A 12174-nucleotide genomic window follows, 5' to 3' on the forward strand; every position below is an offset into this window, starting at 1 on the left:
TGGACGTCCTTCCTTCGCGGGCGGACCGGAGACGCCCGGAGGAACGCCCTGCCTGTTTCAAAAGCATGGACAAGGCGAAGGTTGCCAGCGGTTTGCGGCCATCAGCTCATGGCGGAAGTTGCCGTCGGACGGCGGCTCAGTTCGCGTCCTCGGCGCCGGGGGGGGTGAGGGCGGCCAGAAGCGCCGCGCGAAGTCCCGCCAGCTTGCGCTCGTTCTCGATCTTCAGCCCGAACACGTCCTTGACGTAGAAGACGTCCACCGCCCGCACGCCATAGGTGGTGATGTGGGCCGAGGCGATCTGCAGCCCCTGCTCGCTGATCGCCGCCGTGACATCGTGCAGCAGGCCCGGCCGGTCGCGCCCGTTCAGCTCGATGACGGTGTGGGTGTTGCTGGCGAAATTGTCGATCACCACGCGCCCCGGCACCTGCACGGCGCGCAGCCGCGCCGGCTCGCGGCGCACCTTGCGGATCTCCTGCGGCAGGTTCAGCCGGCCGGAGAGCGCCTGCTCGATCAGCACCGAGAGCTTCGCCAGCTTGTGCCCGGCCTCGAAGGCGCCGCCGACATTGTGCGCCTGCGCGTCCTGCACCCAGAGGGTGTCGAGCGCCATGCCGTTGGTCATGGTGTGGATGCGCGCATCGACGATGGTGGCGCCCGCGACCGCCAGCGCGCCGGCGATGCGGCTGAACACGCCCGGATGGTCGGAGCAGTAGACCGTCACCTCGGTCACGGCGCGGGCTTCCAGCACGCGGGTGGAGATGGTGAGCGGCGCGCCGGTCGCCTCGGCCTCGCGGATCATCGCGGCGTGGCGGGCGTGGCTCTCGGGATCGAAGGAGAGCCAGTAGCCGGGATAGCCGAGGCTGAGGAAATGCTCGACGCCGGCCCTCGGCTGGTCGGCCAGCATGGCGGCGGCGGCCTGCTTGGCGCGGGCCACGCGCACGTCCCGCTCCGGCACGGAGAGGCCGCCGGCCAGGACCTCGGCCACGCGCCAGTACAGCTCGCGCAGCAGTGTCGCCTTCCAGGCGTTCCAGACCTTGGGGCCGACGGCGCGCATATCGGCCACGGTCAGCACCAGCAGCAGCCGCAGCCGCTCGGGCGATTGCACCACCTCGGCGATGTCGAGGATGGTCTTGGGGTCGTCGATGTCGCGCTTGAAGGCGGTCTGGCTGACCAGCAGATGGTTCAGCACCAGCCAGGAGACGGTCTCGGTCTCCTCGGGCGAGAGGCCGAGGCGCGGGCAGATCTCCTGGGCGATGCCGGCGCCGAGCTCGGAATGGTCGCCGCCCCGGCCCTTGGCGATGTCGTGCAGCAGCACGGCGACATAGAGGGCCCGGCGGGAATGCAGCTGGCCCACCACCTCGCTGGCGACCGGCACGGCCTCTTCCAGCTCGCCCCGCTCCAGCTGGTTCAGCACCTCGATCGCCTCGATCGTGTGCTCCTCCACGGTGAAGACATGGTAGGTGTCGAACTGCATCAGCCCGACGATGCGGGCCCAGTCGGGAATGAAGCGCGAGAGGAAGCCGACCTCGTTCAGCACCCGGATCCAGCGCGCCGAATCGCGCCCGGTCAGGATGTCGAGGAACAGGGTGTTCGCCTCGTCCTGGCCCCGCAGCGCCTGGGCCAGATGCGCGCTGCGGATCAGCGCCCGGTGCGCCAGCGGGTGCAGCTCCATGCCGCGGTCGCGCGCGGCGCGGATCAGCCGCAGCATGATCACCGGATCGCGCTCCACCGGCCGGTCGGGCGCGAAGAGCAGCTTGCCGTCGGCCACCGCGATGCCGGCGGCGGTCAGCGTCGGGTCGGCGGCGCGACTCAGCGCCGGCAGGCCGAGCGTCGCGCGCTCGATCGCCGGCTCCAGCAGGCGCGACAGGCGCACCACGTCGCGCGCCGTCAGGAAGAGGTGCTTCATGAAGCGCTCCACCCCGTCCTGCTTGCCGTGCCGGGTGTAGCCCATGCGGGCGCCCACCACGGGCTGCAGGTCGAAGGTGAGCCGCTCCTCGGCGCGGCCGGTGACGTAGTGCAGGTGGAAGCGGACGGTCCAGAGGAAGTCCCAGGCGCGGCGGAAGGCGCGCGCCTCGCGCGCCGTCAGCAGGCCGCCGCCGGGGCTGTCGGGGCCGACCAGCTCGGGCATGCGGCGCGCCCCGAAGGCGTAGCGCGCCAGCCAGTACATGGTCTGCACGTCGCGCAGGCCGCCGCGCCCCTCCTTCAGGTGCGGCTCGACCAGGTAGGGGCTGTCGCCATAGCGCTTGTGGCGCGCCGCGCGCTCGGCGCGCTTGGCGGCCAGGAACTGGCCGACGCCCCATTCCTGCCGCGCGCGGGCGAACTCCTCCTCGAAGCGGGTGAAGACCGCGAGATCGCCGGCGATGAAGCGGCCGTCGAGCAGCGCGGTCTGGATGGTGGCGTCGCCACGCGCATCCTCCAGGCATTCGCGGATGCTGCGCGTCGCGTGGCCGACCTTCAGCCCGAGGTCCCAGAGCAGGTAGAGCATGAACTCCACCGCCCGCCGCCCGCGCGGGCCGAGCGGCCGGTCGGACAGGAACAGCAGGTCGATATCGGAATAGGGCCCGAGCACGCCGCGGCCGTAGCCGCCGGTGGCGGCCAGGGCGAAGGGCGGCTCGGTGGTGGCGGCGAAGGCGTTGCCGCCACCCTCGGCCTGTTCCGGGGCCACCTGGGCCAGGGTATAGGCATGGATGGCGGAGATCAGCCCGTCGGTCAGCTCGCCCAGCATGCGGGCGGCGGTCAGGCCGGAGAGGGCATGCGCCTCGAAAACCTCCTGCACGCGCGACTGGATGCGGCCGAGCTGCCGGCGCAGCAGCGTCAGCGCGACCTCGCGGGGCACCGGTTCGCCGGGGCGGGGGATCAGGTCGAGGGCGACATCGGGAAGGGGGCGCAGCGGTGCCTGAGGCACCGGGGCCTGTTCCGCTTCATCCATGTGGGCATCTGGCAGATCGCCGGAGCTTCTCATTCGACCGATGTTATCCCGCACTGCGCCGCAGCAACAGCGCCGTCATGGGTTTTGTTGACATCATTTTGATCGCGCAGGGACTTGAGGCGATAAAGCGCCTCCAGAGCCTCGCGTGGCGTGAGTCGATCCGGGTCCAACGCATCGAGCGTTGAGAGGATGCGGCGGTCCTCCATGTCCGGTTGGGCCGGGCGCGCCGGCGGAGGGCGGAACAGCGGCAACTCGCCGGCCAGCGGGTCCAGGCCCCGCGCCCGCTCCTCCAGCGCGCCGAGCACCGCCTGCGCCCGCGCCACCACCTCGCGCGGCACGCCCGCCAGCCGGGCCACGTGCAGCCCCCAGGACTTCTCCGCGGCGCCCGGCCCGACCAGGTGCTGGAACACCACCGCGCCCCGGTGCTCGCGCACCCGCATGGTGGCGAGCTGCAGCTCCGGCAGCCTGGGCTCCAGCGCCGTCAGCTCGTGGAAATGCGTGGCGAAGATGGCGCGGGCCCGGATGCGGTCGTGCAGCGCCTCCAGCACGCTCCAGGCGATGGCCAGCCCGTCCCAGGTGGCGGTGCCGCGGCCGACCTCGTCCAGCACCACCAGCGAACGCGGCGTCGCCTGGTTCAGGATCGCCGCCGTCTCGGTCATCTCCACCATGAAGGTGGAGCGGCCGCCGGCAATGTCGTCCGCCGCGCCGACGCGGGAGAACAGCCGGTCCACCAGGCCGAGCCGGGCGGCCTCGGCCGGGACGAAGAGCCCGGCCTGGGCCAGCACCACCATCAGCGCGTTCTGCCGCAGGAAGGTGGATTTGCCGGCCATGTTCGGCCCGGTCAGCAGGCAGAGCCGGCGGCCGGGCGAGAGGTCGGCGTCGTTCGGCACGAAGGCGGGGCCATGGGCACGGGCGAGCGCCGCCTCGACCACCGGATGGCGGCCCTGGCGGACGACGAAGTCGGGCCGCTCGACCATCTCCGGGCGGCACCAGCCGCCCTCGGCGGCCAGCTCGGCGGCGCCGGCCTGCAGGTCGATCTCGGCCAGGGCGGCGGCCGCCTCGTCGATCGGCCGGGCCGCCGCCAGGCAGAGGCCGCGCAGGTGCCGCACCACCATGGCCTCGCGCCGCGCCGCCTGCTCCCCGGCCGCGGCGAGCCGCCGGTCCAGCTCCGCCAGGGCGGGGCAGGTGAAGCGGTGCGCATTGGCCATGGTCTGCCGGTGCACCGGCGCCCGCGGCGTGCCCTCGAGGCCGCCGGGCGGCTCGCGCAGCAGCCTCTCGCCCGCCGCCGCCGGCATCTCCGCCAGGAAGCCGAACTGCTGGTGGTGGCGGATCTTCAGGGCGGCCACGCCCCAGGCCTGGGCCAGCTCCATCTGCAGGGCGGCGATGGCGCCGCGCGCGTCGTCGCGCAGCCGCTTCAGCGCGTCCAGCTCGCCATCATAGCCGGGGGCGATCAGGTTGCCGTCCTCCAGCCGCGCCGGCAGGTCGGCGGCCAGGGCGCGCTCCAGCTCGGCGCGCGGCGAGCCGGCCGGGCGCAGCGCGGCGCCGGCGGCCTCCAGCAGCGCGGGGAGCGGCCGGCCCGCCTCCAGCGCCGCCGCCATGGCCTCGGCGCGGCCGAGCCCCTCGCGCAGCGCGGCGAGGTCGCGCGGCGCGAAGCGGTCCAGCGCCAGCCGGGCCAGGGCGCGGGCCATGTCGGGCGCGCCGCGCAGCCGGCCGCGCAGCGCCGCGCGGAGCGCCGGCGCCGCCAGCAGGGCGGCCACCGCGTCGTGCCGGGCGGCGATGGCGGCGGCCTCGGTCAGCGGGGCGGCCAGGCGGGCGGCCAGTTCGCGGCAGCCGGCGGCGGTCAGGCCGCGGTCCACGGCGGCGAGCAGGCAGTGCCGCGTCTCGCCATGCTCGCTCCGCAGGATCTCCAGGCTGCGCCGGGTGGCGGCGTCCATGCGCAGCGTCCCGCGCCCGCCCTGCGGCTCGGGCGGGCGCAGGCGCGGCGCCGCCTCGCCCTGGGTGCGCCGGATGTAGTCCACCGCCAGCGCGGCGGCGGCGCATTCGGCCGGGGTGAAGCGGCCGAAGCCATCCAGCCCGGCGGTGCCGAAGAAGCCGGCGAGCAGCCCCGCCGGATCGCGCGGCGGCACGGCCCTGCTCGGCCGCCCGGGCAGCGCCGCCAGCGGAACACTCTCCGCCGGATCCTCGGGCAGCTCCTCGGGCAGGACGACCTCGGCGGGGTCGAGCCGCGCCAGCAGCGCCGGCAGCTCGGCCTCCGGCAGCGCCTCGCAGGCGAAGGCGCCGGTGGTGAGATCGGCCCAGGCCGCGCCCCATTCGCCGCCCACGGGGGCGAGCGCCAGCAGCCAGGCGGAGCGGCCGCCCTCCAGCAGCGCCTCCTCCGTCACCGTGCCGGGGGTGACGAGGCGCACCACCTCGCGCCGCAGGGTGGGCGCCTTCCGCGCCCGGGCCTGCTCCGGCGTCTCGCGCTGGTCGCAGATGGCGACGCGGAAGCCCTGGCGGATCAGCCGGGCCAGGTAGTTCTCCTGCGCATGGGCGGGGACGCCGGCCATCGGCACCGGCCGCCCCTGATGCTCGCCGCGATGCGAGACGGCGAGGCCGAGCGCCGCCCCGGCGGTGACGGCGTCCTCGAAGAACAGCTCGAAGAAATCCCCCATGCGGAAGAAGACCAGGGCGTCGGGATGCGCGGCCTTGGCGGCGAACCATTGCGCCAGGGCTGGGGTGGCGCCCTCGGCCGAGGGCAGGGTTCCGGCGGGCGGCGGGGCGGCGGGGCGGCGGCTCATCGGGCCTTCCTAGAACAGGATCCGGCACGGCGGTATGGCCGAAAGCCCGCCATGCGCCGCCCGGGGGGCAGGGGGTTGCCCGGACGGCCGGCCTCGCGCAACGTCCGCCGCCCGAAAGATCCGAGGAGGCCTTCATTGTCGATGCACCGCCGCAGCCTGTTGAAGACCGGGGCCCTGGGTGGCGCCGCCCTGCTGGGTGGCGCCGTCGCGTCTCCCCTGGCGCGCCCCGCCCTGGCGCAGGATGCCCGCGCGGCCACGCTGCGCTTCGTGCCGCAGGCCAATCTCTCGGCGCTCGACCCGGTCTGGACCACCGCCACCGTCACCAGCAACCACGGCTACTACGTCTTCGACACGCTGTATTCGCTCGATGCCACGCTGCAGCCGAAGCCGCAGATGGCCGAGGGCCACGAGGTGCTGGAGGATGGCCGGCTCTGGCGCTTCCGCCTGCGCGAGGGGCTGCGGTTCCACGACGGCGAGCCGGTGCGGGCACGCGACTGCGTGGCCAGCCTGAAGCGCTGGATGGCGCGCGACGCCTTCGGCCAGCTCGTGGCGGCGATCATCCGCGACTGGCGCGTGGTGGATGACCGCAGCTTCGAGATCCGGCTCGACCGGGCCTTCCCGCTGCTGCTGACCGCGCTGGGCAAGACCGAGGCCTCGGTGCCCTTCATCATGCCCGAGCGCCTGGCGCAGACCGATCCGGGCAAGGCGGTGACGGAGATGATCGGCTCCGGCCCCTATCGCTTCCTGGACGGCGAGTACAATTCCGGCAGCCGCGTGGTCTACGAGAAGTTCGACGGCTACGTGCCGCGCCAGGAGGCGCCGGAGCGGGCCACGGGCGGCAAGGTGGCGCATTTCCGGCGCATCGAATGGCTGATCATCCCCGATGCCGCCACCGCCGCCGGCGCGCTGATGAACGGCGAGGTGGACTGGTGGGAGCGGCCGATGGCCGACCTGCAGCCGATGCTGGCGCGCAACCGCCAGATCCGCCGCGAGGTGACGGACAAGGCCGGGCGGCTGGCGCTGGCGCGGCTGAACTGCCTGCACGCGCCCTTCAGCGACGTGAGGCTGCGCCGCGCCGTGCTGGCCTCGGTCATCCAGGAGAACTACATGCGCGCCTCCCAGGGGGACGATACCTCCGTCTGGACCGGGACGCGCAGCATCTGGCCGAAGCACACTCCCTATTACCAGGACCACCCGGACCTGATGCCGGGCGACCTGGACCGCGCCCGCGCCATGCTGAAGGAGGCGGGCTACACGGGCCAGAAGGCGGTCATCATCAACCCGACGGACTTCCCCGACATCGGCCCGCTCGGCCAGGTGACGGCGGATGCGCTGCAGCGCATCGGCATGAATGTCGAGCTGGCGGAGAGCGACTGGGGCACGGTGATCCAGCGGCGCAACTTGCGCGAGCCGGTGGAGAAGGGCGGCTGGAGCATCTTCCACACCACCGGCCCGGCCAACTTCTACGGCAGCCCGGCGATGTCGCCGCTGATCCGCGGCCAGGGCGAGGCCGGCTGGTTCGGCTGGTGGAAGAACGACCGCGCCGAGGCGCTGACCCAGGAATGGCTCTTCGCCGCGGATGAGGCGGCGCAGCGCAAGGCCGCGCTGGAGCTCGGGCGGCTGGGGCTGGAGGAGGTCTCCACCATGCCGCTCGGCCAGTTCACGCTCCGCACCGCCTTCCGCAGCGACCTGACCGGCATCCTGGACGGCACCGCGCCCTATCCCTGGAACGTGCGCCGGAGCTGATCGGGCGGCGCCGCGCGGCCGGCCCCTGACCGGGCCGCGCGCCGCCCCCCATCCGCCGGCGCCGCGGCCGGATGTCTCACAGGGTGAAATTTCCTTTCACCGAACGAGAGTTGCGCGACCTTATCTCGCAGTCGCGAAGCGGCCGGCTTTCCACTTCCTGCTTCCCCGCTCATAAAGAGGCGATCACTGCGGTAGCCGGGGAATGGTTATGGACGACGCGAAATCGATTGCACCGGGGGATACGCGCACGGCGCGCATCACCGCCGAGGAGGCGCTCGCCCTGCATGCCGAGGGCAAGCCCGGCAAGCTGGAGATCCGCCTCACCAAGTCGCTCGCCACGGCGCGCGACCTCAGCCTGGCCTATTCGCCCGGCGTCGCCGAGCCGTGCCTGCACATCCACCGCGACCCGGCGCTGGCCTATGACTACACGGCCAAGGGCAACATGGTGGCGGTCATCTCCAACGGCACGGCGGTGCTCGGCCTCGGCAATCTCGGCGCGCTGGCCGGCAAGCCGGTGATGGAGGGCAAGGCGGCGCTGTTCAAGCGCTTCGCCGACGTCGATTCCATCGATCTCTGCATCGACACCGAGGATGTCGACCAGTTCGTCAACGCCGTGCGCTACCTCGGGCCCTCCTTCGGCGGCATCAACCTCGAGGACATCAAGGCCCCCGAGTGCTTCGTCATCGAGCAGCGCCTGCGCGAGCTGATGGACATCCCGGTCTTCCATGACGACCAGCACGGCACGGCGATCGTCGCCGCCGCCGGGCTGATCAATGCCTGCCACCTCACCGGACGGGCGCTGTCGGAGACGAAGCTCGTCATCAACGGCGCCGGCTCGGCCGCCATCGCCTGCGCCGAGCTGGTCAAGGCGATGGGCATGCGGCCCGAGCACATCCTGATGTGCGACACCAAGGGCGTGCTGTGGCGCGGCCGCACGGAGGGCATGAACCAGTGGAAGTCGGCCCATGCCGTCGCCACGGACCGCCGCACGCTGGCCCAGGCGCTGGAGGGCGCGGACGCCTTCTTCGGCCTGTCCGTCAAGGGCGCGGTGACGCCCGAGATGGTGCGGTCGATGGCGAAGGACCCGATCATCTTCGCCATGGCCAATCCGGACCCCGAGATCACCCCGGACGAGGCGCGCGCCGTGCGCCCCGACGTCATCATCGCCACCGGCCGTTCGGACTATCCGAACCAGGTCAACAACGTCCTCGGCTTCCCCTTCATCTTCCGCGGCGCGCTTGACGTGCGCGCCAGCACGATCAACGAGCCGATGAAGATCGCCGCGGCCGAGGCGCTGGCCATGCTGGCGCGCGAGGACGTGCCGGAGGAGGTGGCGGGCGCGGGCGGCGGCAAGGGGCTGCGCTTCGGGCCGGACTACATCATCCCGCACGCCTTCGACCCGCGCCTGATCGCCCGCGTCTCGCCGGCGGTGGCGAGGGCGGCGATGGAATCGGGCGTGGCGCGCAAGCCGCTGATCGACCCGCAGCGCTACGCGCGAGAGCTGGCCGGGCGCTTCGATGCCGGGATCAACGCGCTGGAGACCATCACGGAGCGGGTCAAGGCCAACCCGAAGCGCGTGGTCTTCGCCGAGGGCGAGGAGGAGAAGATCATCCGTGCCGCCATCGCCTACCGCAACGCGGGCTACGGCACGCCGGTCCTGGTCGGGCGCGAGGACCGCATCACGGCGACCGTGGCCGCGCTCGGCATCCCGCTGCCGGAGGGGATCGAGATCCACAACGCGCGGCTTTCGGGCAGCAACCGGCGCTACGCGGAGTTCCTCTATGCCCGCAAGCAGCGCCAGGGCTTCCTGTTCCGCGACTGCCAGCGGCTGGTGAACCAGGACCGCAATGCCTTCGCCGCCTGCATGGTGGCGATGGGCGATGCGGACGCCATGGTCTCCGGCGTCACCCGCTCGACCGGCGCGACGCTGGAGAACGTCATGCTGGCGATCGATCCGGCGCCGGAGACGGTGCTCTTCGGCCTGACGCTGATGCTGGCGCGGCGCTCCGGCACGGTGCTGATCGCCGATACCGCCGTCCATGAGCGGCCGAGCGCCGCGACCCTCGCCTGCATCGCCCGGCAATCGGCGACGGAGGCGCGCAAGCTGGGGCTGGAGCCGCGCGTCGCCTTCCTCTCCTTCTCCACCTTCGGCGATCCCGGCGGCACCATCACCGGCCCGGTGCGCGAGGCGGTCCGGCTGCTCGACCAGCAGGGGGCGGACTTCGAGTATGACGGCGAGCTGGCGGCGGATGTGGCGCTGAACCCGCAGCTGCGCGCGCTCTATCCCTTCTGCCGCCTGACCGGGCCGGCCAATGTGCTGGTCATGCCCGGGCTGCACGCCGCCCATATCCTGACCAAGGCGGTGCCGCACCTGACCAGCGCGACGACCATCGGGCCCCTGATGGTCGGGCTGTCGCAGCCGGTGCAGCTCATCAACCTGGGCAGCAGCGTCGCGCAGATCCTCGACATGGCCTGCTTCGCGGCGCATGGCGCGGTGACGCGCTAGAGCAGATCCCGATCCGGTGGCATCACCGGATCGGGCGAGCCGGCGCGAACGGGAAGCGCGCCGGCCTCGGATGGGCCGGGCCCCAAAGGGAGCGCCCCCTGGGGCCCGGCCGCGACTCACTCCGCCAGGCCGAGCCCCGTCAGATAGGCCGCGCCCTCGCGCAGCGTCGCCGGGTCGCGCAGTTCCAGGATCAGCCGCGCCGCCGGGGCGGACTGGGCCAGCGCCTCGAACAGCGCGCCCCAGCGGATGGTGCCGCGCCCGGGCGGCCAGTGGCGGTCGGCATACCCTTCGGTGTCCTGCAGGTGCACATGGTGCAGCGCCTGGCCGGCCAGGCGCACATGCACATCCGCCGGCGGGCCGCCGGTGCTGCAATGGGCGTAATGCGCGTGGCCGGTGTCGAGCGAGACGCGCACCGCCGTGCTGTCCAGCGCCGCCGCCAGGGCGATGCGGTCGCGCGGGTCCTTGTCCTCGATATTCTCGATGACCAGGGTGCAGCCCTGGGATTCGGCGCGGGCGATCACCTCGCGCAGCGTCAGCCGCACCCGCTCCAGGAGCTGCTCCCGGGCGCCCTCGAAGGCGTCGAGGTTGTTGTGGTCCCAGGTGGTGAAGGGCGAGTGCAGCACCATCTGGTCGGCGCCCACCGCCTCGCAGGCGGAGAGGCCCTGCAGCAGCCGGCGGGTGACCACGGCGCGGATCTCGGGGTCGTGGGAATCGATCTTGAAGCCCCAGAAGGGGCCGTGCAGGCCGCGCCGGCCGGTATGCCCGTCGAGCGCCGCGCGCACCCGCCGGGCGACCTCGAGCCAGTCGCCGTCCAGCACCTCGGCCCTGTGCAGGTCCTGGATCTCGATGTCGCGCTGGCGCTCCAGCAGCCAGTCGCGGTGCAGGGCGATGCCCTTCAGGCTGAGGGCGGCGCCCAGCAGGGGGCGGGTGGGGGATGTCATCGGCGGTCTCCTGGCATCACGCGGTGCGCAGCCGGGCCTAGAACGGCCGTGCTACGCCCCGGTGACGCTTCGGAGGCGGGAGGATGACGATTCCGGTGTCCTACCCCCGCCGCGCCTCGGCCGCGTCCACCGTGTTCTCCAGCAGGCAGGCGATGGTCATCGGGCCGACGCCGCCGGGCACCGGGGTGATGGCGCCCGCCCGCCCGCGCGCCGCGGCGAAATCGACATCGCCCACCAGCCGGCCGTCGGGCAGGCGGTTGATGCCGACATCGATCACCGTGGCGCCCTCGGCGATCCAGTCGCCCTTCACCATCTCCGGCCGGCCGGCGGCGGCGACCAGGATCTGCGCCCGGCGGCATTCGCCGGCCAGGTCCAGGGTGCGGGAATGCACCACCGTCACGGTGGCATCGGCGGCGAGCAGCAGCGCCGCCATCGGCTTGCCGACGATGTTGGACCGCCCCAGCACCACCGCCCGCGCCCCCGCGAGCGGCGTGCCGGCGGCGGCCAGCAGGTGCATCACCCCCTTGGGCGTGCAGGGCACCAGCCCCTTCTGCCCGGTGGCCAGCCGGCCGGCATTGACGGCGTGGAACCCGTCCACGTCCTTGGCCGGGTCGATCGTCTCCAGCACGGTGGCGGCGCGGATCTGCGCCGGCAGCGGGAGCTGGACCAGGATGCCGTCCACGGCCGGATCGGCGTTGAGCCGCCGCACGACATCGAGCAGCGCCGCCTCGCTGGTGTCCTCCGGGAGCTGGATCGTGGCGCTGTCGAGCCCCGCCTGCTGCGCCGCGCGGTCCTTGTTGCGGACATAGACGCCGCTGGCCGGGTCGTCGCCCACGCGGACCACCCGCAGGCCGGGAGCATAGGGCAGGGCGGCGACCCGGGCGGCGATCCGCGCCCGCAGCGCCGCGGCCACGGCCTTGCCGTCGATGATGCGCGCGGTCATTCGATTCTCTCCAGTTGCTCGGCCAGTCGGAGGGGGTCGCCCTCGATCCGGCAGGTCTTCTCGCGCGATGCCGCGCCGTGCACCACCGCGATGGCGGAAGGGGGGACATGCAGGGCGGCGGCGAGCAGGGCGCAGATCGCCCGGTTGGCGCGGCCATCCTCCGGCGCGGCATTGACCGCCACCCGCAGGCGCGGTCCGCCCAGGGCCTCCATCCAGCCCTGGATGCCCTCCCGCCGGGCCCTGGGCTGGGCCTTGACCCGCAGCTCCACTCCGCCGGGGAGGCCGCGCCAGCCCTTCGGCGGTTCCGCCCCTGCCTCCGCCCCTGGCACCGCGGC

Annotated in this window: 7 protein-coding genes; 2 read left to right on the plus strand and 5 right to left on the minus strand. The window is 73.2% G+C overall.

Annotated features, from left to right (window positions below; genetic code table 11):
• Nucleotides 1–136 precede the first annotated feature (136 nt).
• On the minus strand, nt 137–2959 hold the full coding sequence (locus tag D9598_RS03880) for a [protein-PII] uridylyltransferase (RefSeq protein ID WP_198365101.1): 2823 nt from the start codon (nt 2957–2959) through the stop codon (nt 137–139).
• Nucleotides 2956–5703, minus strand: a complete 2748-nt coding sequence (mutS, locus tag D9598_RS03885) for a DNA mismatch repair protein MutS (protein ID WP_198365102.1) — start codon at nt 5701–5703, stop codon at nt 2956–2958. Before mutS ends, D9598_RS03880 begins: the two co-directional genes overlap by 4 nt.
• Nucleotides 5704–5844: 141 nt before the next feature.
• On the opposite strand from mutS, the gene D9598_RS03890 reads away from it, so the two are divergent.
• On the plus strand, nt 5845–7449 hold the full coding sequence (locus D9598_RS03890; protein ID WP_198365557.1) for an ABC transporter substrate-binding protein: 1605 nt from the start codon (nt 5845–5847) through the stop codon (nt 7447–7449).
• Nucleotides 7450–7657: 208 nt separating this feature from the next.
• Entirely contained in the window at nt 7658–9955 is a 2298-nt protein-coding gene (locus D9598_RS03895) for an NADP-dependent malic enzyme (RefSeq protein WP_198365103.1), read from the plus strand.
• A 116-nt stretch (nt 9956–10071) separates the two neighbouring features.
• On the opposite strand, the gene D9598_RS03900 is transcribed toward D9598_RS03895, so the two are convergent.
• From D9598_RS03900 to D9598_RS20945, 3 genes are all read right to left on the minus strand, one after another.
• Nucleotides 10072–10896 (minus strand): sugar phosphate isomerase/epimerase, encoded by an 825-nt coding sequence (locus D9598_RS03900; protein WP_198365104.1) that lies wholly within the window; start codon nt 10894–10896, stop codon nt 10072–10074.
• A 100-nt stretch (nt 10897–10996) separates the two neighbouring features.
• Nucleotides 10997–11839, minus strand: coding sequence for a bifunctional methylenetetrahydrofolate dehydrogenase/methenyltetrahydrofolate cyclohydrolase FolD (gene folD / locus D9598_RS03905; RefSeq protein ID WP_198365105.1), 843 nt, complete (start codon nt 11837–11839; stop codon nt 10997–10999).
• A complete protein-coding gene (locus tag D9598_RS20945; protein ID WP_370591929.1) occupies nt 11836–12108 on the minus strand; it encodes a DUF167 domain-containing protein in 273 nt (90 codons plus the stop codon). The genes folD and D9598_RS20945 overlap by 4 nt, the downstream gene beginning before the upstream one ends.
• Between the last annotated feature and the right edge of the window lie 66 nt (nt 12109–12174).

The sequence above is a fragment of the Roseomonas sp. KE0001 genome, assembly GCF_016107285.1.
Taxonomy (GTDB): domain Bacteria; phylum Pseudomonadota; class Alphaproteobacteria; order Acetobacterales; family Acetobacteraceae; genus Pseudoroseomonas.